We start from the raw sequence: 22,618 nt of genomic DNA, 5'->3' as shown, positions 1-22,618 counted from the left end.
TCATGGCCAAGCCTGGATTTCGCCTCGCGTTGTTTGCCACCTTACTGGCACTGATTGTGGTGTTGCTCGGTGCCTACACCCGCCTGACCCACGCCGGCCTCGGCTGCCCGGACTGGCCCGGCTGCTACGGTTTCATCAGCGTGCCGAAAAGCGAAGCTCAGCTGGCCCATGCCGAATTGCATTTCCCGGACGCTCCGGTCGAGGCCCACAAGGGCTGGAACGAGATGGTCCACCGCTACTTCGCCGGCACTTTGGGGCTATTGATCGCGGTGTTGGCCGGTCGTTCGTGGGTGCATCGCCGACATCCCGGGCAGCCGGTGAAGCTGCCGTTGTTTCTGTTGGCGGTGGTTGTTGGCCAGGCCGCGTTCGGCATGTGGACGGTAACGCTAAAGCTCTGGCCGCAGGTGGTCACCGGGCATTTGCTGGGCGGCTTCGCGACCTTGAGCCTGTTGTTTCTGCTGACCTTGCGCCTGTCCGGCGTAGTGCCGGCGCTGACCGTGCCACGACGTTTGCAACACTGGGCGACGGCGGGGCTGCTGCTGGTGATCGGGCAAATCGCCCTCGGTGGCTGGGTCAGTTCCAATTACGCCGCCGTAGCCTGTATCGACTTCCCGACCTGCCACGGCCAGTGGTTGCCACCGGCGGACTTCGCCAACGGCTTTCACCTGACCCAGCACATCGGCCCGAACTACCTCGGCGGGCAACTGGACAGCGACGCCCGTACTGCGATTCACCTGACTCACCGTATTGGCGCCCTGTTGGTGACTTTGGTGCTGCTCGGTCTGGCATGGCAACTGAAAGCCGTCGGCATGACGCGCCTGGCAGGCCTGGTGCTGATCGCCCTCGGCGCACAAATCACCCTGGGCATCAGCAACGTGCTGTTCCATCTGCCACTGCCGGTGGCTGTCGCACATAACGCGGGCGGCGCGGCGCTGTTGCTGACCATGGTGCTGGTCAATTACCACGCCCGAACCAGTCTGGTCCGGGTCAAGCAAGCGCGCTGGCACTTCAGCCCGCGTAAACACTCAGCCGGGCCCATAACAATAAAAGGAGAGATGCCATGGCGATTCTGATCGGCGAACGTCCCAGTCAGGCGATCTGGCGTGACTACCTGGAACTGACCAAACCCAAAGTCGTGGTGCTGATGCTCATCACTTCACTGGTGGGGATGTTCCTCGCGACCCGTGCCGGGGTGCCGTGGACGGTGCTGATTTTCGGCAATCTGGGCATCGCCCTGTGTGCCGGTGGCGCAGCGGCGGTCAATCATGTGGTGGACCGGCGCATCGACGCGGTGATGGCGCGCACCCGCAAACGGCCGCTCGCCGAAGGCCGGGTTTCGCCGACCGCAGCGCTGACGTTCGCGCTGGTATTGGCGGTCCTCGGGCAAGCCATGTTGCTGGCGTTCACCAACCCGCTGACAGCGTGGCTGACCCTCGCCTCGTTGCTTGGCTACGCGGTGGTCTACACCGGATTCCTCAAGCGCGCGACCCCGCAGAACATCGTCATTGGTGGTCTGGCCGGTGCCGCGCCGCCATTGCTTGGCTGGACCGCCGCCACCGGTCACGTCAGCGCCGAACCGCTGTTGCTGGTGCTGATCATCTTCGCCTGGACCCCGCCGCACTTCTGGGCGCTGGCGATCCATCGCAAGGAGGAATACGCCAAGGCCGATATCCCGATGCTGCCGGTCACCCATGGCGAGCACTACACCAAGATTCACATCCTGCTATATACCTTCGCATTGCTTGCCGTCAGCCTGATGCCTTATGTGATCCACATGAGCGGCACGCTCTACCTGGTCTGCGCGCTCGGGCTGGGCGCGCGGTTTCTGCAATGGGCCGTGGTGCTGTACCGTGGCACTCGGCCGCACGCGGCGATCAACACGTTCAAGTACTCTATTTACTACTTGTTCCTGCTGTTTATCGCCCTGCTCGTAGACCACTACCTACTGTTGAACCTATGACTCGAACCCAGAAAACCGTCTTCATACTCGTCGCCCTGGTCGCACTGATCCTGGGCCTGACCGTCAACAAGGTATTGTCCGGGAAAAACCAGGGCGATCCGACGGCGCTGATCGACGCCGGTATCATCCTGCTGCCGCAGAGCCGTAATCTGCCGGACGTGACGATGACCAATCAGGACGGCCAGCCGGTCGCGATCAATGAATTGAAAGGCAAGTGGAGCCTGCTGTTCTTCGGCTACACCTTCTGCCCGGACATCTGCCCGACCACCCTCGCCCAGTTGCGGCAGATCAAGAGCGAGTTACCGCCCGAGGCTGTGGATAAACTGCAAATCGTGCTGGTCAGCGTCGACCCCAATCGCGATACACCCAAGCAGCTCAAGCAGTACCTGGGCTACTTCGACCCGCAGTTTGTTGGCCTGACCCCGGCGTCGACCGATGAGCTGCAAACGATCGCCAACGCGGTGAGCATTCCATTCATTCCGGCGGACACCAGCAAGCCGAACTACACCGTTGACCACAGCGGCAACCTCGCGGTGATCGGGCCGGACGGCACCCAGCGCGGGTTCATCCGTGCGCCGTTGAACAATGCGAAGCTGGTGGCGCAGTTGCCGGTGATGCTCAAGCGCAATTAAGCACCGCAATCCCTCTGTAGGAGCGAGCTTGCTCGCGAAGGTGTGTCAGTCGACATCACAGTGGCTGACACACCTTCGCGAGCAAGCTCGCTCCTACAAGGGGCTGTGTTTCAGGCACAAAAAAGGGGCGCATTCGATGCGCCCCTTTTTGCGTTGCAGCAGTTCGGTCAGAACGCCGGCACCACCGCGCCTTTGTACTTCTCGAGAATGAAGGCCTTCACTTCCGGGCTGTGCAGGGCAGCCACGAGCTTCTTCATCGCGTCACTGTCCTTGTCGTCCGGGCGAGCCACCAGAATGTTCACGTAAGGCGAGTCGCTGCCTTCGATGAACAGCGCGTCCTTGGCCGGATCGAGCTTGGCCTCCAGCGCGTAGTTGGTGTTGATCAGCGCCAGGTCGACCTGGGTCAGCACGCGCGGGATGGTCGCGGCTTCCAGTTCGCGGATTTTCAGGTCCTTGGTGTTCTCGGTGATGTCCTTCACGGTCGACAGGATGTTGTTCGAATCCTTCAACTTGATCAGGCCGGCCTTGGCCATCAGCAGCAGCGCACGGCCGCCGTTGGTGGCATCGTTCGGGATAACCACGGTGGCACCGCCAGGCAGTTCGGCAATGGTCTTGTACTTGTTGGAGTAAGCGCCCAAGGGCTCCAGGTGCACGCCGGCCACGGAAACCAGGTGGGTGCCCTTGGCCTTGTTGAACTCATCCAGGTACGGCTGGTGCTGGAAGAAGTTGGCGTCCAGGCGTTTTTCCGCGACCTGCACGTTCGGCTGGATGTAGTCGGTGAATACCTTGACCTTCAGGTCCACGCCCTCTTTGGCCAGGGCCGGCTTCACGAATTCGAGGATCTCGGCGTGGGGAACCGGAGTGGCCGCGACGGTCAGGGTGTCGGCCGCGTGGGCCGAGAATGCGGCAACAGCAGCGAAGGCGACGAGTAGTTTTTTCATTCAGCTAACTCCTTGTGCGGCACCGTTTCCGGCGCCTGCCAGCGTATGGCCGGCTCATGTCTTGTCTTATTTACGGGAGAAATGCACAACCAATTTGTCGCCAACGGTTTGCAGCACCTGGACCAATACCAGCAGCAATACCACCGTCACGACCATCACATCGGTCTGGAAACGCTGGTAACCGAAACGGATCGCCAGGTCACCCAGACCTCCGGCGCCCACGACACCGGCCATCGCCGTGTAGGACACCAGTGTAATGGCTGTCACCGTAATCGCCGCGAAGATGCCCGGACGAGCCTCCGGTAGCAAGGCATTGGTGATGATCTGTCGCGTGGTCGCGCCCATGGCCTGGGTCGCCTCGATGATGCCGCGATCCACTTCACGCAGGGCGGTTTCCACCAGGCGGGCGAAAAACGGCGTGGCACCCACCACCAGCGGCGGGATTGCACCGGCGACACCCAGGGACGTACCGGTGATCAACACGGTGAACGGGATCATCACGATCAACAGGATGATGAACGGCAGCGAACGCAGGATGTTCACCACTAGCGACAACATCGCGTAGACGCCTTTGGCTTCCAGCAACTGGCGCGGGCTGCACAGGAACAGCAGCACGCCAAGGGGCAAGCCGAGCAGCACGGTGAACAGCAGCGAACCGCCGAGCATCAGCATCGTGTCGCCAGTGGCCAGCCAGATTTCGAACCAGTCGATATTGGCGAAGAAACTTGTCAGGGCTTCCATTAGCGCAGCACCTCCATGTGGACGTCGGCAGCGGTGAAGCGGGCAAAGGCCGCTTCCATATCACCGCCGGTCACGGCCAGGGTCAGTTGCCCGTAGGGGATGTCTTTGATGCGGTCGATACGACCGGCCAGGATGCTGTAGTCCACACCGGTTTCCCGGGCGACAGTGCCCAACAGCGGTGCGTAGGTCGCTTCGCCCTGGAAGGTCAGACGCAGGATGCGCCCCGGTACGTGAGCGAAGTCGTCACGCTGTTCGCTTTCGTCGATCTGCTCGTCTTCCTGCACGAAGCGCTTGGTGGTCGGGTGCTTCGGATGCAGGAACACCTCGGCCACCGAGCCTTGCTCGACGATCACGCCGGCGTCCATCACGGCTACCTGGTCGCAGACCCGGCGGATCACGTCCATCTCGTGGGTGATCAAGACGATGGTCAGTTTCAGCTCGCGATTGATCTCGGCCAGCAATTGCAAGACCGATGCGGTGGTTTGCGGATCGAGGGCGCTGGTGGCTTCGTCGCACAGCAGGATTTTCGGCTTGGTCGCCAGCGCACGGGCAATGCCGACACGCTGCTTCTGCCCGCCGGACAATTGCGCCGGGTACTTTTTCGCGTGGTCGGACAAACCGACCCGCGCCAGCAACTCGGCCACGCGGGAATCGATCTCGTTGCGCGACAGCTCGCCGGCCAGAGACAGCGGCAGCGCGACGTTGTCGGCGACAGTCTTGGAGGCCAGCAGGTTGAAGTGCTGGAAAATCATCCCGACCTGTTGACGGAAGCGGCGCAGGCCGTTGGCGTCGAGGGCGGTGACTTCTTCACCGTCGACGATGATCTTGCCGCCGCTGGCATTTTCCAGGCGATTGATCAGACGCAGCAGGGTACTTTTTCCTGCGCCGGAATGACCGATCAAGCCGTAAACCTGCCCGTTCTCAATCGTTAGACTGGTCGGATGCAGGGCGGGGATTTCCTTACCGGCGACGCGGTAGGTTTTGTGGACGTTTTGAAACTCGATCACGTAGCGAACCTTGTGGGGCGCGTTAGAAAAGGATCAGCGGTTAGCCGGGCGCGCATTTTAGCCTGTCCGTATAGAGGTTCTTAGCATTTATTTCGCATTTGTCCTGCCATTTGGCAATAACGCGATCAAAGGTCAGAAAAAAGGAACGGCTGACGAAGCCCGTCAGTCACTACTTAGGCCACTGGAATACGCCTGAGGAGTTCACGCCTGATGAGTACCAAGAAGCCTGCCGCCACCCAGAGTGCCGTGGCCGGGTCCGATACCCCGGACCGCCATAACACCAACACCAAGCTCGACAGCCTGGAAACGTTTCGCTCCGATGCCACTGAGCAGGCCTTGCGTACCAACCAGGGCGTGAAGGTGGCGGACAACCAGAACACCCTGAAGGCCGGGGCCCGCGGGCCATCGTTGCTGGAAGATTTCATCATGCGTGAAAAGATCACGCATTTTGATCACGAGCGGATCCCGGAGCGCATCGTTCACGCTCGTGGCGCTGGTGCCCATGGTTATTTCCAGAGCTATGAAAGCCACTCTGTGCTGACCAAGGCAGGTTTCCTGCAGGATCCAGCGAAGAAAACCCCGGTCTTCGTACGCTTTTCCACGGTGCAGGGGCCGCGTGGGTCTGGCGATACCGTGCGCGACGTACGAGGTTTCGCGGTGAAGTTTTTCACCGATGAAGGCAATTTCGATCTGGTGGGCAACAACATGCCGGTGTTCTTCATTCAGGACGCCATCAAGTTTCCCGACTTTGTGCATGCGGTCAAACCCGAGCCACACAACGAAATCCCTACCGGGGGGTCGGCCCATGACACCTTCTGGGACTTTGTCTCGCTCGTGCCGGAGTCGGCGCACATGGTGATGTGGGCGATGTCCGACCGGGCGATCCCGAAAAGCCTGCGCAGCATGCAGGGCTTCGGCGTGCATACCTTTCGCCTGATCAACGCCGAAGGAAAATCGCGGTTCGTCAAATTCCACTGGCGCCCCACGGCCGGCACTTGCTCGCTGGTGTGGGATGAGGCGCAGAAGCTTGCGGGTAAAGATACCGACTACCACCGTCGTGATTTGTGGGAGTCGATCGAGGTCGGCGACTATCCGGAGTGGGAGTTGGGGGTGCAGGTCATCGAAGAAGAGAACGAACATGCCTTCGATTTCGACATTCTTGACCCCACCAAGCTGATCCCCGAAGAGTTGGTCCCTATCACGCCACTGGGCAAGATGGTGCTGAACCGCAACCCGGACAACTTTTTCGCCGAAACCGAGCAGGTCGCCTTCTGCCCCGGACATATCGTCCCGGGAATCGACTTTTCCAATGACCCTCTACTGCAGGGGCGATTATTTTCCTACACCGACACGCAAATAAGCCGACTCGGCGGGCCGAACTTTCACGAGATCCCGATCAACCGCCCGGTGTCACCCTTCCACAACGGCCAGCGGGATGCGCAGCACCGCACCACTATCGACAAGGGGCGTGCCTCCTATGAGCCAAACTCCATTGATGGCGGCTGGCCAAAGGAAACGCCGGCCTCCGTTCAGGACGGCGGGTTCGATAGCTACCCGGAACGCATCGACGCCAACAAGATTCGCCAGCGCAGCGAGTCGTTCGCGGACCACTTCTCCCAGGCTCGCTTGTTTTTCCACAGCATGAGTGAACATGAACGGGAGCACATCATCTCGGCCTATAGCTTTGAGTTGGGCAAGGTTGAGCGCGAGGCGATTCGCGCCCGGGAAGTGAACGAAATCCTCGCCAATATCGATCTGGAGTTGGCCAGGCGTGTGGCGCAGAACCTTGGATTGCCTGCGCCCAGTCGAGGAACCATCGAGGTGCGCAAAACCTCACTGGATCATTCGCCGGCATTGAGCCAGGCCAATCTGTTGCCGGAGAGCATCAAGACGCGGAAAGTCGCGATTTTGGCGGCGAACGGTGTCGATGGCGCCTCGATCGATGCAATGAAGAAAGCGCTGAAAGCGGAGGGCGCCCACGGGAAGTTGTTAGGACCAAGTTCGGCGTCAGTGAAAACGGCCGATGGCAAAACCCTGGCTGTCGATGCTTCGATGGAGGGATCGCCGTCGGTGACGTTCGATGCGGTGTTCGTGCCGGGTGGAGCAGCGTCGATCAAGTTGTTGAGCACTGACGGTGTGGCGCTGCACTACCTGTTGGAGGCATACAAGCATTTGAAGGTTATCGCCTTGCAGGGCGAGGCGAAGCAGTTGCTGGATGTGTTGAAGCTGGAGGCGGATGGGGGATTGATCGTGGGCGCGGATGTAAAATTGATCAAACCGTTTCTGGTCGCGATCGGGCAGCATCGGGTTTGGGACAGGGAGGCGAAGGCCAAGGCGATTCCGGCCTGAGGGTTTTACTGCCAGACAGGACGCCTTCGCGGGCAAGCTCGCGACGCTTTTAAGATTTGCGAGGTGTTAGAACCATCTGCGCCGGAACACTGCGCAAAATCTGCCGCTCTAGCTTCAGATCAAACTCAGAGTCGAGTTTATTCACCCGTTTGGTCAGCAAGTTAGCCAGCCAGGGGTAATCGTTGGTGCGTGGAGCCTGAATGCTTACGTCGCACTCAAAATTCACCACATCGGCGGCGATGGCATCCAGTTGGCGACGCAGTTTCCCCATATCGTTGATATTCAGCACGACCGTGGTGCTTTCAGCCGTCAGGTCGATGACCTTGGCTTTTGGCCTGGCTTCGGCAGCCTTTAGGGCGGCTTCGGCTTTTTCCAGCTCGGCCTTGCGCGCCTGGGCAATCGAGCCGTTGACTCCACCGGTCAGTGCCGGAGCCTTGGGCATCAATGCGCGGGCACGGCTCAGGGCGGTCGCGGCGGCATCCACGTCACCCTTTTGCAACACGCTCTGGCTGCGGCGCAGATAGGCTTCCGCCAGTTGCCGCTGGTATTGCTCAAGGGAAGCATCGTTGGGCGTTTCGGCCTGCAGGGCTGCCAATTGGTCTTCGGCGATAGCCAGTTCATCGCTGGCGATGTTTTGTTCCAGCTGCACGATGGCCGTGGCCCGCGCATCCGCGGCCTCGGTGGCCGCCGGTGGCGTGCTTTGGCAGGCGCCCAGCAGCAAAGAAAATGCGACAAGGAGCAGATAACGGGAGGCGAACGACTTCATTCCTGCGACTCTCTATTTGCGCAAAAAACGAGCAAGTCTACACCCCTCGACGGGGCAGAACAAAACTCAGCAGAAATAGCGCGGCGGCCGTCACCACAATCGACGGGCCGGCCGGGGTGTCCTTGAACCAGGACAGCGCCAGCCCGCCACACACAGCGAGTATGCCCAGCAGGCTCGCGCCCAGTGCCATCTGCTCCGGCGAGCGGGCGTGACGTTGTGCCGCAGCCGCCGGGATGATCAGCAACGAGGTGATCAGCAATACCCCGACGATTTTCATCGCCACGGCAATCACTACGGCGATCAACAGCATCAGGGCCAGGCGCAATCCTGCGACCGGCAGGCCTTCGACCCTGGCCAGTTCTTCGTGCACCGTGATCGCCAGCAATGGGCGCCACAACGCAACCAGCAAGAGCAGTACCGCAGCGCTGCCGCCAAGGATCCAGGCCAGATCGGTCGGACTGATCGCCAGCAGGTCACCGAACAGATAGGCCATCAGGTCGATCCGCACTTCGTGCATGAAGCTTAGTACCACCAGGCCCAGAGAGAGCGTGCTGGGTGCGAGAATTCCCAAAAGCGTGTCGGACGCCAGCGGCTGGCGTTGTTGCAACGTCACCAGCATCACCGCCAACAGCAAGCAGCCAACGGTGACGGCAACGGTCGGGCTGACATCCAGCAGGAAGCCCAGGGCCACGCCGAGCAACGCCGCGTGGGACAGGGTGTCGCCGAAATAGGCCATGCGCCGCCAGACCACGAAAGACCCCAGTGGGCCCGCGACAACGGCCAGGGCCAGGCCTGCAAGCAGGGCGTAGAGCAGAAAATCAGCCATGCTTGCAGCTATCTCCGTGAACATGGGGTTGGCCCGATGCGGGCGCCTTGACCACCGAGCCGTGCAAGTCGTGGGCGTGGTCGTGATGGTGGTGATAAATCGCCAGGCTTTGTGCGTTCTTTCCGAACAGCTCGACGAAAGCCGGATCGCCGCTGACCTGCTCGGGATGCCCGGAGCAGCAGACGTGGCGATTGAGGCAAACCACCTGATCCGTGGTGCTCATCACCAGATGCAAATCGTGGGAGACCATCAGCACGCCGCAACCGTGACGGTCGCGCAGGCGGGTGATCAGGCTGTACAGCTCGGCCTGGCCGGCTACGTCGACACCCTGTACCGGCTCGTCGAGTACCAGCAGTTCAGGCTCGCGCAACAAGGCCCGGGCCAGCAACACGCGTTGCATTTCGCCACCGGAAACGCTTTGCACCGGGCTGTCGATCACCTGTTCGGCGCCGACTTCCTTGAGTGCCGCCAAGGCCATCGCACGGTCCACGCCCGGCACCAGGCGCAGGAAACGCAGGACCGACAGCGGGAGGGTCGGATCGACATGAAGTTTTTGCGGCATGTAACCGACCCGCAGTTTCGGCTTGCGCCAGACGCTGCCGCTGTCCGGTTTCAACAGGCCGAGCACGGCGCGCACCAGGGTGGTTTTGCCGGCGCCGTTGGGGCCGATCAGGGTAACGATCTGCCCCGGCTCGACGCTCAACTCGATGTTGTCCAGCACCGGTTGCCCGGCGAACGTGACGGCAACCTGCTCAAGACGGATCAGCGCGTTGCTCATCTAGCCCCCTGGCAACCCGAGCAGAGACCAACCACTTCAACGGTCTGGCCTTCGACGACGAACCCGACATCCCTGGCGCAGGCGATGATCGCGTCGCTGATGGATTTTTGCTCAAGTTCGATCGCGGCGTGGCATACACGGCAGATCAGGAATTGACCCTGGTGGGCATGTTCCGGGTGATTGCAGCCGATGAAGGCGTTGAGCGAGGAAATGCGATGGACCAGGCCGTTCTCCAGCAGGAAATCCAGCGCACGGTACACCGTCGGCGGCGCGGCACGGCGACCGTCCTGCTCGCTGAGAACCGCGAGAATGTCATAGGCCCCCAGCGGCTTGTGGCTTTGCCACACCAGTTCCAGCACTCGCCGGCGCAACGCGGTCAGGCGCAGGCCTTGACGTGCGCACAGGGCATCGGCCTCGGACAAAGCGCTGTGAACGCAATGTGAGTGGTCGTGGGGACGGCTGGCGATCGGTGTTTTTAGCATGAGCGGCGACGAGGTTTGTGAGAGACGTTATTATGTTACCCGTTCTCGCCTCTTCGAGTGGTCATCGTGTCCCGACTTTTTTCTGTTTTTGTCGCATTTATCGCAAGTTTTCTGCTGATCGGTCCGGCGCAGGCCGAGGTCAAGGTCCTTACCAGCATCAAGCCTCTGCAGTTGATCGCCGCGGCGGTGCAGGACGGCGTGGCGATCCCCGAGGTTTTGCTGCCACCGGGTGCCTCACCGCATAACTATGCGTTGCGCCCTTCCGACGTACGCAAGGTGCAATCGGTGGACCTGCTGTACTGGATCGGCCCGGACATGGAAGGTTTCCTGCCACGGGTGCTCAATGGTCGTACGTTGCCCAACGTCGCCGTGCAGGATTTGCCAGGCATGAAACTGCGCCGATTTGCCGAAGATAGCCACTCCCACACCGAAGAAGCCGAAGAAGCCGACGACCACGACCACGATCACCGTCCGGGCAGCCTGGATGCACACCTGTGGCTGTCGCCGGTCAACGCCCGGGTCATCGCCACGAAAATGGCCGCTGACCTGAGTGCCGCCGATCCTGAAAATGCCGCGCGCTATCAGAGCAATCTGAAAGCCTTCGACGAGCGTCTCGATGCATTGGATACGCGCCTGAAGAAACGCCTGGCCGATGTTCAAGGCAAGCCCTACTTCGTTTTCCACGAAGCTTTCGACTACTTCGAAGACACCTACGGCCTCAAGCACGTGGGTGTGTTCAGCGTCGCGGCCGAAGTGCAACCCGGTGCCCAGCATGTCGCGGCGATGCGCGCTCGTTTGCAGGAAGTCGGCAAGACCTGCGTGTTCAGCGAACCACCGCTGCGGCCGCGCCTGGCGGAAACCCTGGTGGCGGGGTTGCCGGTGAAACTGGCTGAACTGGATGCGCTGGGCGGGTACACGCCGGCGACTGCTCAGGGTTATGAGCAGTTGTTGGAGAAGCTGGGGAATGATTTGGCGGGGTGCCTGGAGTCGTTGTAACCGCACCAGACATGTGGGAGCGAGCTTGCTCGCGATTGCTGCATTACATTCAACATCAATGTTGACTGACCCGCCGCTATCGCGAGCAAGCTCGCTCCCGCAGGGTTGCGGTGACCCTGCAGGAGCGAAGCGTTTAAAGGGCGAAAGGCAACGGCGTATTGACCGTCTGCCGTTGCGCCAGGCGCGACTGGAACTCCATCGGATCGTGAATCAACACGTCTTGTCCGGCGAATGACTCCGCCGCGATCAGGCGTGACAACCAGAACCGTACGCAAGCCACCCGCAGCATGGTCGGCCACAACTCGGCTTCGGCGGCGGTGAACGGTCGCAGGGCTGCGTAAGCGCCGAGCAAGGCCCGCGCTCGCGGTCCATCGATCACGCCATCGTCGTCCGAGCACCAGTCGTTCAAGGCAATCGCCACGTCGTAGAGCATCGGCCCGGAACAGGCGTTGTAGAAATCGATCAGCCCGGTCAGGTGCGTGCCTTCGAACATCGCGTTGTCCCGGAACAGGTCGGCGTGAATGTTCGCCCGCGGCAGTGCCAGGATTTTTTCTTTCTGCCGGGTGATTTCTTCCAGCGCCCGCTGCAGCAGGTCTTTCTGTTCGGCACCGAGGTGCGACAAAAACTGCGTGCCCTCTTCCAGCATCCAGTCCAGGCCGCGATCGGTTTTGCGTTTGATCATATTGGCCTGGGTCGCCAGGTGCAGATGGCCGAGCAACTCGCCAATCTGTGCACAATGTTGCGCGTTGGCTTGCTTGATGTGCTTGCCGGTCAGGCGCGGTTGCAGCAGCGCAGGTTTGCCCGCCAGTTCGCGCAAGGCCACGCCGTCGGTGGTGCGCAAGGCGTAAGGCACCGGCAGGTCGGCGCTGTGCAGCACGTCGAGCAACTCGATGAAGAACGGCATTTCCTGGACCGGACCGCGCTCGACCAGGGTCAGGACGAACTCGCCCTGCTCCAGGCTGATGAAGAAATTGGTGTTTTCGCTACCGGCGGCAATCCCCTGGAAATCAAGCAGGCGGCCGAGGCCATAAGGGGCGAGAAAAGCTTCCAGCTCGGGCCGAGCCAGGGGGGTGAACACAGACATGTTTAAACTGCCAGTACGGGCGCCGCTCGTGAGCCGGCGCCGATTAAAGTTAAGGACGACTTACCACTTAAATATTTCCCACGCCGGAATCAGCATATCCGGGTAGTCGGAGCGGACGAAGTTACCCTCCGAACCATCCGCTCGCACCAGGAAATACGGCTTGCCAACCTTCGGGGTGACCTTGATGGCGTACAAAAAGCCGTTTTGGCGGTATTCCTGAATGGTTTTATCGCCTTCCGTGCGAATGGTTACATCCGGATCTGCCGATGGGGCGTCATCCGCCGCCATGACGGCCAAAGGTGTGATTGCAAACAAGCCAGCCAGCAACAGGCGATTTAGTGTGCGCATGATAACCTTGTCCCTTTGTCGTCAACGGTCCCGCTATTCTAGCGCCGGACCCGCCGAAAAGGTTGATCCTGCTCATGAGCCAAGCCCCCCTCGTCCTGGTGGACGGTTCTTCTTACCTGTACCGCGCCTTTCACGCGCTGCCACCGCTGACCACGTCCAAAGGCCTGCCGACCGGCGCGGTCAAGGGCGTGCTGAACATGCTCAAGAGCCTGCGCAAGCAATATCCGGATAGTCCGTTCGCCGTGGTGTTCGACGCCAAGGGTGGGACTTTTCGCGATGAGATGTTCGCCGAATACAAGGCCAACCGCCCGAGCATGCCCGACGACATGCGCGTGCAGATCGAGCCGCTGCACCAGAGTGTGATCGCCCTGGGCTTCCCGCTGCTGTGCGTCGAAGGCGTCGAGGCCGATGACGTAATCGGCACTCTGGCCCGCAGCAGCGCGGCGGCGGATCGCCCGGTGATCATCTCCACCGGTGACAAGGACATGGCGCAACTGGTCGACGGTCACATTACCTTGGTCAACACCATGACCGGTAGCAGCATGGACGTGGAGGGCGTGAAGGAGAAATTCGGCGTCGCTCCCGAGCAGATCATCGATTATCTGGCGCTCATGGGCGATTCTTCCGACAACATTCCGGGTGTTCCAGGTATCGGTCCGAAGACCGCTTCCGGTCTGCTGGTCGGTGTGAACGGCGGCCTGACCGAGCTCTATGCGCAGCTCGACATCGTGCCGACTCTGCCGATTCGCGGCGCCAAGACCCTGCCGGCCAAACTCGAAGAACACAGGGAAATGGCTTTCCTCTCTTATCGGCTGGCGACCATCAAGGTCGACGTGCCACTGGACATCGGTCTCGATGACCTGCAAATGGGCGCGGAAGATCCGGCGAAACTCTACGAGTTGTACACCCTGCTGGAGTTCAAGAGCTGGCTGAACGACCTGGATCGCGACGCCAAACGCCTGGAGCTGAGCGCTGCCGCCGAGCCGGGGCCGGTCGTTGATCTGTTTAGCGCCACCGAGGTCGAGGTCGAGGCCGCCGTCGTGGTGGTCACTGAAGTCCGATATGAAACCATCCTGGATCAGGCGCGTTTCGATGCCTGGCTGGAAAAACTGAACAACGCCCAGCTGTTTGCTTTCGACACCGAAACCACTGGCATCGATGCGCAGCAGGCGCAACTGGTGGGCCTGTCGTTCGCGGTGCAGGCCAACGAAGCGGCCTACATCCCCTTGACCCACTCCTACATCGGCGTACCGCAGCAACTGGACCGCGACACGGTCCTGCGCGCGCTCAAGCCGATTCTGGAAGATCCGAACAAGCTCAAGGTCGGCCAGCACGCCAAGTTCGACATGAACATCCTGGCCAACTGCGCCATCGGCGGCGATCAGGCAAACGGCATTACCGTGCGGGGCATCGCCTTCGACACCATGCTTGAGTCCTACGTGCTCAACTCCACGGCCACGCGCCATGACATGGACAGCCTGGCGCAGAAGTACCTGGACCACACCACGGTAAGTTTCCAGGACATCGCCGGCAAAGGCGTGAAGCAGCTGACGTTTGATCAGATCGCTCTGGAGCAGGCCGGGCCTTACGCCGCCGAAGATGCGGATATCACCTTGCGTCTGCACCAGACCCTGTTCGAAAAGCTCTCGGCCATTCCGAGCCTGGCCAGTGTGCTGACCGACATCGAAATCCCGTTGGTGCCGGTATTGGCGCGTATCGAGCGCCAGGGCGCATTCGTCGACGCTGCCTTGCTGGGCGTGCAAAGCATCGAACTGGGCGACAAGATGGTGGCGCTGGAGCGTGAAGCCTTCGAGATTGCCGGCGAGGAATTCAACCTCGGTTCGCCCAAGCAACTTGGCGTGATCCTTTACGAGAAGCTTGGCCTTCCGGTGTTGAAGAAAACCGCCAAGGGCCAGCCCTCCACCGCCGAAGAGGTGCTGGCCAAGCTGGCAGAAGACGACTACCGATTGCCGAAAGTGCTCATGGAATACCGCTCCATGAGCAAGCTGAAAAGCACCTACACCGACCGTCTGCCGGAGCAGATCAATCCGCGTACCGGGCGGATCCATACCTCGTACCACCAGGCTGTGGCATCCACCGGGCGGCTGTCCTCCAGTGATCCGAACCTGCAGAACATCCCGGTGCGCACCGCCGAAGGGCGTCGCATCCGCCAGGCCTTCGTGGCCCCGGCCGGTTACAAGCTGCTGGCGGCGGACTATTCGCAGATCGAACTGCGGATCATGGCTCACCTGTCCCGGGACGAAGGGCTGATGAACGCCTTCCGCCACAATCTGGACGTACACACCGCGACCGCCGCCGAAGTGTTCAAGGTCGAACTGGCCGACGTGACCTCCGACCAGCGCCGCAGCGCCAAGGCGATCAACTTCGGCCTGATCTACGGCATGGGCGCGCAAAAGCTCGGCAAGGACATCGGCGTCGACACCAGGACCGCCAAGGCCTACATCGATACCTACTTCGCTCGGTACCCCGGCGTTCGCCAGTACATGGACCGCACGCGTGCCCAGGCCGCCGAGCAAGGTTATGTCGAGACGTTCTTCGGCCGTCGCCTGTACCTGCCAGACATCAACTCCAACAAGCCGCAAGAGCGCGCCGCCGCCGAACGCACGGCGATCAACGCACCGATGCAAGGCACCGCGGCGGATATCATCAAGAAAGCCATGGTCGCGGTGGATAACTGGCTGACCGCGTCGGGCCTCGACGCCAAAGTCATCTTGCAGGTGCACGATGAGCTGGTGCTCGAGGTGCGTGAAGACCTGGTCGACCAGGTTCGCGATGAAATTCGCGTGCACATGAGTGAGGCAGCGAAACTGGATGTGCCGTTACTGGTCGAAGTGGGTGTCGGAAACAACTGGGATGAGGCTCACTGAGCCTTCTTGTAGGAGCGAGCTTGTTCGCGATGGAGTGTCAGGCACATCGATTTCGACTGAAATTCCATCGCGAGCAAGCTCGCTCCTACAGAAAATTGTCGTGTTCTGTTGCGGCATAGTGCCGCGGGGCGAAAACAGCTTAGTCCGAAAGGCAGTCAGAGTTATTTCAAAGCTATTTGAAAAAAATCTGAACTAATCTTGCATACCACCACTCAGAGTTACTGAATGGCTGGTGAAGCCCTTCGATGCTCCTATGTTGTGTTAAGTGTTGGCAGATATCTGGACCCCGCCCTAGCGGTCTAGAGCTTGAACCCCGGAACTTCTCCCTCCCCATATGAAGCCCGGGGTTTTTTTTGCCCCGAGAAAACTGCCTGCGTGCGCCGCAGGCAGTTTTCGGCACTTACTGAGCTTCTGCCTCGGCACCCTTGTCCGCCAGCTCCATCCAGCCAGCCAGTACGGTGTAGGCATCTTCCAGGCCCATGCGTTTCGGGGCCGAAAACAGCTGGATTGTCACCAGATCGCCCCAGCCCTTGCGGATTTCCGCCTGAACCTTGAGCAGTGTGTTCTTGGCCGCGCCATAGGTCAGCTTGTCCGCTTTGGTCAGCAGAATGTGCATCGGCATGCCGGCAGCCACGGCCCAGTCGAGCATCAGCAGGTCGAAGTCGGTCATCGGATGGCGGATGTCCATCATCAGGATCAGACCTTTCAAACTCTCGCGACCACCCAGATATGCCTCCAGGTGACGCTGCCAGTGTTGCTTGAGCGGGATCGGTACTTTTGCATAACCGTAGCCCGGCAGGTCGACCAGACGGCGTTCATCGTCTAGCTTGAAGAAGTTCAACAGCTGTGTGCGCCCCGGGGTTTTCGAGGTGCGCGCCAGGCTGGCGTGGGTCAGGGTGTTCAAGGCACTCGACTTGCCGGCGTTGGAACGCCCGGCGAAGGCGACTTCGAAGCCCTCGTCATCCGGACATTGGTCGACTTTGGCGGCGCTGAGCATGAAGGTGGACTGTTGGCACAGACCGAGGATGGGATTCTTGAGTTGCATGGGATTTCCGATGTGGGCGGCGCCAGGAATGGGGGCGGCAAGCAGTGTCGCTTCCGTTTCAGTGACGCCAGTATATAATGCCGCAGATTTTGTGTGCGCTTTGTCCCAGCGTAGGATGAAGTTCACGAGAGCGACAGACCTTGATTGCGCACTAGAACGCAGCTCGCTCTCAACCCTGAAAAGGTCGTTTTATGACGAAATGGCTGCTAGCTGCCGGTGTCTTGATGCCGCTTTACAGCGCTCAGGCTACACAGGATCCGCAAGCTGTGTACAACCGTGTTTGTGGTGCCTGTCATTCCGGCCAACTCCCCATGGCGCCGAAAAAAGGCGATCAGGAAGCTTGGACGCCGAGGTTGGCGAAAGGTATGGAGACGCTGGTGCAACACGTGACCCAGGGTTTCAAGGCGATGCCGCCGCGTGGTTTGTGCATGGACTGCAGTGCCGAGGATTACCAAGCCATCATCCTTTGGATGAGCGAGTAAGCCCGGTCCATAACTCTTAACCCTTAGCCGTAGTTGGATTAGCTGATGAAGAAATTGATCGTGAGTCTGCTGTTGACCGTGGGCATCTCCGGCATGGCCCATGCTGCAGGTGAGGCAGTACAACCGGGTGATGCAAAAGCCGGCCAGGCCAAAGCCGCCGTCTGTGGCGCCTGCCACGGCCCGGATGGCAACAGCATGGCGCCAAACTTTCCAAAACTGGCGGGTCAGGGTGAACGCTACCTGACCAAGCAATTGCACGACATCAAGTCGGGCAAGCGCACCGTTCTGGAGATGACCGGCCTGCTGACCAACCTGAGCGATCAGGACCTGGCGGACATCGCCGCCTACTTCGCCAGCCAGAAAGGCAGCGTCGGAGCCGCCGATCCGAAGATCGTCGCTCGCGGTGAAGCCCTGTTCCGTGGTGGTGACCTGGCCAAGGGCCTGCCAGCCTGCACCGGTTGCCACTCGCCAAATGGCGCAGGTAACGCGGCTGCCGGTTTCCCGCACCTGGGTGGCCAGCACGCTCAATACGTCGGCAAGCAACTGGTCGATTTCCGCAAGGAAGACGGCGGCCGTACCAACGACGGCGATACCAAACCCATGCAGAGCATTGCCAAGAAGCTGAGCGACGAAGACATCGCCGCGGTGTCCAGCTACATTCAGGGCCTGCACTAAGGCCGGTGGATCGGGCGTTGAACGGCGTGCTGATCGCCTGCAACGTTAACGCTCGATTAATCCGTTGCAACGAGTATAAAAAGGGTGGCCTTGGCCGCCCTTTTTTGTGGCCGCTGCCGTTACACTACAGAACTCAAGCCCGCCAGGATCTGTCTGAAAACAACCGCGCGAGGCGAAAAAATTGTCCAGGAGTAAAGCATGCGTAATCTGATCATCAGCGCCGTTTTTGCCGCTGCCAGCCTGTTCGGCATGACTGCCCAGGCTGCTGACGCCCCCGCCGCACCTTATGTCGAACTGAGCAATCCGGTTCCGGTCGCCGTGCCTGGCAAGATCGAAGTGGTAGAGCTGTTCTGGTATGGCTGCCCGCATTGCTACGCTTTCGAGCCGGTGATCAATCCTTGGGTCGAGAAGCTGCCTTCGGACGTGAACTTCGTGCGCATCCCCGCCATGTTCGGTGGTGCGTGGGATGCTCACGGTCAGATGTTCCTGACCCTTGAAGCCATGGGTGTCGAGCACAATGTTCACGCCGCGGTGTTCAACGCGATTCAGAAAGAACACAAGAAACTGACCGACAAAGACGACATGGCCGACTTCCTCGCTACCCAAGGCGTGGACAAGGACAAGTTCCTCGCGACTTTCGACTCTTTCGCTATCAAGGGTCAGATCGTCAAGGCTCGTGAACTGGCCAAAAAGTATGAAATCTCCGGCGTTCCAACCATGATCGTCAACGGTAAGTACCGCTTTGACGTGGGTTCTGCCGGCGGTGCCGAACAGGCTCTGCAACTGGCCGACAAACTGATCGACAAAGAGCGGGCGGCTAACAAGGCTGCCGCCAACTAAGGGCAGTCACTGCCATGCGCCGATGGGGCACTGAACGCATCGTTGGCCTTCATGATCCGCGGGTCAACGAACATCATCTGGAGTCCACGGGCCTGCCCGCAGACAGTCGTCTGCGCTTGCTCAGTTTCAATATCCAGGTCGGCATCAGTACCGAGCGCTATCGGCATTACCTGACCCGGGGCTGGCAGCACTTGCTGCCGCACACCGGGCGTGCCGACAATCTGCAGAAAATCGGCAATTTGCTGGGCGACTTCGATCTGGTCGCCTTGCAAGAGGCCGATGGCGGCAGCCTGCGATCAGGCTACGTCAATCAGGTCGAACACCTGGCCCAGCTCGGTGCCTTTCCCTACTGGTATCAACAACTCAATCGCAATCTTGGTCGCCTGGCCCAGCACAGCAATGGCGTGCTCAGCCGATTGCGCCCGTGGGCAATTGAAGATCATCCGTTGCCGGGGCCAAAGGGTCGCGGAGCCATTCTGGTACGGTTCGGCGAAGGTCCGGAAGCACTGGTGGTGGTCATGATGCACCTGGCGTTGGGCGCCCGGGCACGCAGTCTGCAACTGGCCTATATCCGCGAGTTGATTGGCGACTACAAGCATCAGGTACTGATGGGCGACATGAACACCCATGCCAGTGACCTGCTGCAACATTCCCCGTTGCGCGATCTCGGCCTGCTCGCGCCGCAACTGGAAGCGACGTTTCCCAGCTGGCGCCCACAGCGTTGCCTGGACCATATCCTGCTGAGCCCGAGCCTGACCCTGGAAAAGGTCGAGGTGCTGGCACAGCCCATTTCCGATCACCTGCCGGTCGCGGTAGAGATTCGTTTGCCGGGTTCGCTCACGGCCGATGCATTGCCCGCGTTGAGTCCTGCCCCTCGCGGATCCCATGAATGAGCGACGAAGCACAGCGCTGGAAAGAGAAATACCTCAAAAGCATCGAACAACAGGAAAAGCTCGAACGTCGCTGGGACGCGCGGCTCGACTTGCTGCGTCGCGGGCTGGTGCGCAGCACCCTGGCGGCGGAAGGTACAGACCGCGCGGTTGACCAATGCATGAAGGAAATGCGCGAGGTCGTGCGCACCGATGACATGGACGCCGGCCTGGCCGCGCTGATTCCACGCCTGGAAAAAGCCGTGCTCGACTCGGAGCAGCGACGGGAAACCCGGGTCAACCAGACCAGTGCCGCCCTGACTGCGCTGGTCACGCAATTGCAAACATTACCGCTGCCGCGGGATGTGAGCCGGCCACTCAAGAGTTTCGCCAAGCAGCTGGAGGCGCGGGTCAGTCAGGCACGTGAGATACCCTTGCTGCTCAGCGAGCTGAGTGGCTTGCAGGGCCAAGCCCTGAGCCAGCTGGAGACCCCGACGGAGAACGGCCGGCCGGGCTTGCTGCAGCGGTTGTTCGGCGGTCGTGAAGCGGAGGAGGGGGCATCAACGGTTATTTCTCCTGACCTGGTCCCTGTAGCCGAGAACCCTGCGGCAACTTTCGAGATTCCCCCTGCTGAGCGGGTTGAAGACGACTCCGCACCGACCGAGCCAACCGTGGCTGCGCCTGCTCCGGCAGTCGTGGCTTTTGCCTCCCCGGCTGCGGAGTCTCAACCGGCCAGTGCCGCCATGACAGAAATCGAACAGGCCGAGCAACCGACACCGGAAACCATCTCGACGCTTTCTGAGTCGGAAACAAACCCCGACGAGCTGACCACGCAAGCATTGCCGGATAGCTTGCCTTTACCTCCGATGCCCATGGAGGACGTAGCCGCCGTCGATCAGGCACCCTCCGAACACGACATTCTCTACGCACTCCCGGATTCCCCCGAGCCCTCCTACAGCTCGGTGGCCAGCCACATCGAAGACACGCTGCTGGGGCTACTCGACGATCTGACATTGCCCGAGCGTCATCGCCCGCAAGCCGAATCCATGCGCGATCGTCTGAAAAACGGTCTGAACTGGTACGAATTGCTGCCGATCCTCGACGACTTCGCCACCTTGATGCTGGCCATTACCGACAGCGGCCAGCATGAGTTCGAAGCCTATCTGCAACGACTGAACGAGCGCCTCGAATCGTTCCAGAGCAACCTGCAGGCCGCCACCGCAGGACACGCCGACAACCGTTCGGCTGCGCGGCAGATGGACACGCAGATCCGCGAACAGGTCGATGGCCTGCAAAGCAGCATGCAGGAAGCCGCGGACCTGGAAGATCTCAAGCACGTACTTGAAAACCATCTCGAAGGCTTGCTGGGCACCATGGATCAGCACCAGAAGCAGCGCGATGAGCGTGAGCAAGAAGTCGCTGCGCGCCTGCACAGTCTGGCCGAGCGGGTCGCCCATATGGAACAGGAGGCCCAGGGTTACCGCGAGCACCTAGAAGAGCAGCGGCAGAAGGCATTGGTCGACCCGTTGACCGGGCTGCCCAACCGCGCGGCCTGGAGCGAGCGCCTGCATCATGAAGTCACACGATGGCAGCAACATGGCAACACGCTGTTGCTGGCCATGCTCGACCTCGATCATTTCAAGCGCATCAACGATAACTACGGGCACCTGGCCGGTGACAAAGTGCTGAAAATCATTGCCAGCGTGTTGCGCAAGCGGCTGCGCGGGACGGATTTCATTGCCCGGTTTGGCGGCGAGGAGTTTGTGCTGTTAATGCCATCCACGGTGCCGGCGGCGGGGCTGAAGTTGCTGGAAAGCTTGCGGGCCTCCATTGAGGCCTGCCCGTTCCACTTCAAGGGAGAGCCGGTGACCATCACCGTGTCTATCGGGATGACGGCGTTCAGGCCGGGTGAACATGGCGATCAGGTGCTTAAAAGAGCCGATCAGGCGCTGTATCGCGCGAAAAATGCCGGCCGCAACCGGGTGGAACCCAGCTGACGGTTATTTGTTCCATTTTGTTTAATTCGATGGGATTACCGTCTGCCAGCAAGGCATTACGTTACACTGTTGCATTATTGTCTTGTGTGTAATGCCTTTCGCCATGAAATATTTTGCTCTGATCGTATCGCTGATTGTGCTTGCCGGCTGTGCCAGCGGTCCTCGTTTCGACACTAGCCACCCTTCGGCCAATTACGACAGCCGCGTGCAATTTGTGGTGGTGCATTACACCAATGCCTCGCTGGAGCGTTCATTGCAATTGCTGACCCACGGTGAAGTCAGCAGCCATTACCTGATCGGTGACGACAAGGGCGCCACCATCTACAAGCTGATGGATGAAAACGTGCGGGCCTGGCACGCCGGGGAGAGCGAGTGGGATGGCCGAACCTGGCTGAATTCCAGCTCCATCGGTATCGAAATCGTCAATCCGGGGTTCAAGGACACCCCGACCGGACGCCTGTGGTATCCCTACACCGAAGATCAGGTCCAGTCGTTGATCGTGTTGCTCAAGGACATCAGCAAGCGTCACGGCATAAAACCTCGCGACATCATTGGCCATAGCGATATCGCACCCTTGCGCAAGCTGGACCCGGGGCCGCTGTTTCCCTGGAAGCGTCTGGCTTTTGAAGGCCTGGGCATCTGGCCGAATGAACAGTCGGTGGCACGCCAGCAAATGTTGTTCGCCGAGCAGTTGCCGAGCATCAGCTGGTTTCAGGCGCAGTTGGCCCGCCTGGGTTATGCTTCGCCACAAACCGGCGAGCTCGATGTCGCGACGCGACATGTGATCGCGGCATTTCAGATGCATTTCCGTCCGGCGCGCTTCGATGGCACTCCGGATGCGCAAACTGCCGCGCTATTATTGGTGTTGAATCAGACAAAATAATGACGCCCGCCCGACGGTCAGGGCTTTTT

The 22,618-nt window shown here is 60.4% G+C and carries 22 protein-coding genes; 12 read left to right on the top strand and 10 right to left on the bottom strand.

The window, feature by feature from the left end; translation table 11 throughout:
• Positions 1-2 precede the first annotated feature (2 nt).
• The 3 genes from BSF44_RS07670 to BSF44_RS07660 are packed head-to-tail and all read left to right on the top strand — an operon-like array spanning position 3 to position 2,592.
• Positions 3-1,073, top strand: coding sequence for a heme A synthase (locus BSF44_RS07670; RefSeq protein WP_095942984.1), 1,071 nt, complete (start codon positions 3-5; stop codon positions 1,071-1,073).
• Complete coding sequence (gene cyoE / locus BSF44_RS07665) at positions 1,061-1,960, top strand: heme o synthase (protein WP_095942983.1); 900 nt, start codon at positions 1,061-1,063, stop codon at positions 1,958-1,960. Before BSF44_RS07670 ends, cyoE begins: the two co-directional genes overlap by 13 nt.
• Positions 1,957-2,592 (top strand): SCO family protein, encoded by a 636-nt coding sequence (locus BSF44_RS07660; RefSeq protein WP_095942982.1) that lies wholly within the window; start codon positions 1,957-1,959, stop codon positions 2,590-2,592. The genes cyoE and BSF44_RS07660 overlap by 4 nt, the downstream gene beginning before the upstream one ends.
• 167 nt (positions 2,593-2,759) lie before the next feature.
• Here BSF44_RS07660 and BSF44_RS07655 read toward each other — a convergent pair whose 3' ends face one another.
• The 3 genes from BSF44_RS07655 to BSF44_RS07645 form a co-directional block, all read right to left on the bottom strand.
• Positions 2,760-3,533, bottom strand: a complete 774-nt coding sequence (locus BSF44_RS07655; protein ID WP_095942981.1) for a MetQ/NlpA family ABC transporter substrate-binding protein — start codon at positions 3,531-3,533, stop codon at positions 2,760-2,762.
• A gap of 66 nt (positions 3,534-3,599) precedes the next feature.
• On the bottom strand, positions 3,600-4,274 hold the full coding sequence (locus BSF44_RS07650) for a methionine ABC transporter permease (protein WP_056726718.1): 675 nt from the start codon (positions 4,272-4,274) through the stop codon (positions 3,600-3,602).
• A complete protein-coding gene (locus tag BSF44_RS07645) occupies positions 4,274-5,281 on the bottom strand; it encodes a methionine ABC transporter ATP-binding protein (protein WP_095942980.1) in 1,008 nt (335 codons plus the stop codon). The genes BSF44_RS07650 and BSF44_RS07645 overlap by 1 nt, the downstream gene beginning before the upstream one ends.
• A gap of 210 nt (positions 5,282-5,491) precedes the next feature.
• Here BSF44_RS07645 and katE point away from each other — a divergent pair, with 210 nt between their 5' ends.
• Positions 5,492-7,630, top strand: a complete 2,139-nt coding sequence (gene katE / locus BSF44_RS07640) for a catalase HPII (protein WP_095942979.1) — start codon at positions 5,492-5,494, stop codon at positions 7,628-7,630.
• Between the two features lie 49 nt (positions 7,631-7,679).
• Here the strand turns inward: katE and BSF44_RS07635 are convergent, their stop codons facing one another.
• The 4 genes from BSF44_RS07635 to zur are packed head-to-tail and all read right to left on the bottom strand — an operon-like array spanning position 7,680 to position 10,482.
• A complete protein-coding gene (locus BSF44_RS07635) occupies positions 7,680-8,396 on the bottom strand; it encodes a PA5502 family lipoprotein (RefSeq protein ID WP_095942978.1) in 717 nt (238 codons plus the stop codon).
• 37 nt (positions 8,397-8,433) lie between these two features.
• Entirely contained in the window at positions 8,434-9,222 is a 789-nt protein-coding gene (znuB, locus tag BSF44_RS07630; protein WP_046042679.1) for a zinc ABC transporter permease subunit ZnuB, read from the bottom strand.
• The gene (znuC, locus tag BSF44_RS07625; protein WP_007989407.1) at positions 9,215-10,000 is read right to left on the bottom strand and encodes a zinc ABC transporter ATP-binding protein ZnuC; all 786 of its coding nucleotides are present in this window, start codon (positions 9,998-10,000) and stop codon (positions 9,215-9,217) included. Before znuC ends, znuB begins: the two co-directional genes overlap by 8 nt.
• Positions 9,997-10,482: a zinc uptake transcriptional repressor Zur gene (gene zur / locus BSF44_RS07620; protein ID WP_095942977.1), complete on the bottom strand. Its 486-nt coding sequence runs from the start codon at positions 10,480-10,482 to the stop codon at positions 9,997-9,999. The genes znuC and zur overlap by 4 nt, the downstream gene beginning before the upstream one ends.
• A gap of 66 nt (positions 10,483-10,548) precedes the next feature.
• Between zur and znuA the strand changes: the two genes are divergently transcribed.
• Complete coding sequence (znuA, locus tag BSF44_RS07615; RefSeq protein ID WP_095943057.1) at positions 10,549-11,478, top strand: zinc ABC transporter substrate-binding protein ZnuA; 930 nt, start codon at positions 10,549-10,551, stop codon at positions 11,476-11,478.
• Positions 11,479-11,611: 133 nt separating this feature from the next.
• On the opposite strand, the gene BSF44_RS07610 is transcribed toward znuA, so the two are convergent.
• Together BSF44_RS07610 and BSF44_RS07605 are read right to left on the bottom strand one after the other, a co-directional pair.
• Entirely contained in the window at positions 11,612-12,562 is a 951-nt protein-coding gene (locus tag BSF44_RS07610; protein WP_095942976.1) for a homoserine kinase, read from the bottom strand.
• A gap of 60 nt (positions 12,563-12,622) precedes the next feature.
• Positions 12,623-12,910 carry a DUF2782 domain-containing protein gene (locus tag BSF44_RS07605; protein ID WP_095942975.1) on the bottom strand — a complete coding sequence of 96 codons (288 nt, stop codon included), beginning with the start codon at positions 12,908-12,910 and terminating at the stop codon, positions 12,623-12,625.
• Positions 12,911-12,984: 74 nt separating this feature from the next.
• On the opposite strand from BSF44_RS07605, the gene polA reads away from it, so the two are divergent.
• Complete coding sequence (polA, locus tag BSF44_RS07600) at positions 12,985-15,798, top strand: DNA polymerase I (RefSeq protein ID WP_095942974.1); 2,814 nt, start codon at positions 12,985-12,987, stop codon at positions 15,796-15,798.
• 400 nt (positions 15,799-16,198) lie between these two features.
• Here polA and yihA read toward each other — a convergent pair whose 3' ends face one another.
• Positions 16,199-16,843: a ribosome biogenesis GTP-binding protein YihA/YsxC gene (yihA, locus tag BSF44_RS07595; RefSeq protein WP_046042671.1), complete on the bottom strand. Its 645-nt coding sequence runs from the start codon at positions 16,841-16,843 to the stop codon at positions 16,199-16,201.
• 191 nt (positions 16,844-17,034) lie between these two features.
• Between yihA and BSF44_RS07590 the strand changes: the two genes are divergently transcribed.
• From BSF44_RS07590 to BSF44_RS07560, 6 genes are all read left to right on the top strand, one after another.
• On the top strand, positions 17,035-17,325 hold the full coding sequence (locus BSF44_RS07590) for a cytochrome c5 family protein (RefSeq protein WP_095942973.1): 291 nt from the start codon (positions 17,035-17,037) through the stop codon (positions 17,323-17,325).
• 45 nt (positions 17,326-17,370) lie between these two features.
• Complete coding sequence (locus BSF44_RS07585; RefSeq protein WP_095942972.1) at positions 17,371-18,000, top strand: cytochrome c4; 630 nt, start codon at positions 17,371-17,373, stop codon at positions 17,998-18,000.
• 198 nt (positions 18,001-18,198) lie between these two features.
• Positions 18,199-18,840 carry a thiol:disulfide interchange protein DsbA/DsbL gene (locus tag BSF44_RS07575; protein ID WP_095942970.1) on the top strand — a complete coding sequence of 214 codons (642 nt, stop codon included), beginning with the start codon at positions 18,199-18,201 and terminating at the stop codon, positions 18,838-18,840.
• Positions 18,841-18,854: 14 nt separating this feature from the next.
• Positions 18,855-19,733 carry an endonuclease/exonuclease/phosphatase family protein gene (locus BSF44_RS07570; protein WP_057712592.1) on the top strand — a complete coding sequence of 293 codons (879 nt, stop codon included), beginning with the start codon at positions 18,855-18,857 and terminating at the stop codon, positions 19,731-19,733.
• Positions 19,730-21,706, top strand: coding sequence for a GGDEF domain-containing protein (locus BSF44_RS07565; protein WP_095942969.1), 1,977 nt, complete (start codon positions 19,730-19,732; stop codon positions 21,704-21,706). The genes BSF44_RS07570 and BSF44_RS07565 overlap by 4 nt, the downstream gene beginning before the upstream one ends.
• A 103-nt stretch (positions 21,707-21,809) precedes the next feature.
• The gene (locus tag BSF44_RS07560) at positions 21,810-22,589 is read left to right on the top strand and encodes an N-acetylmuramoyl-L-alanine amidase (RefSeq protein ID WP_095943056.1); all 780 of its coding nucleotides are present in this window, start codon (positions 21,810-21,812) and stop codon (positions 22,587-22,589) included.
• Positions 22,590-22,618: the final 29 nt, after the last annotated feature.

This window comes from Pseudomonas sp. ACN8 (assembly GCF_002303925.1).
Taxonomy (GTDB): domain Bacteria; phylum Pseudomonadota; class Gammaproteobacteria; order Pseudomonadales; family Pseudomonadaceae; genus Aquipseudomonas.
The sequence above is the reverse complement of the archived record's forward strand: the minus strand, read 5'-3'. Positions and strand labels throughout refer to the sequence as shown.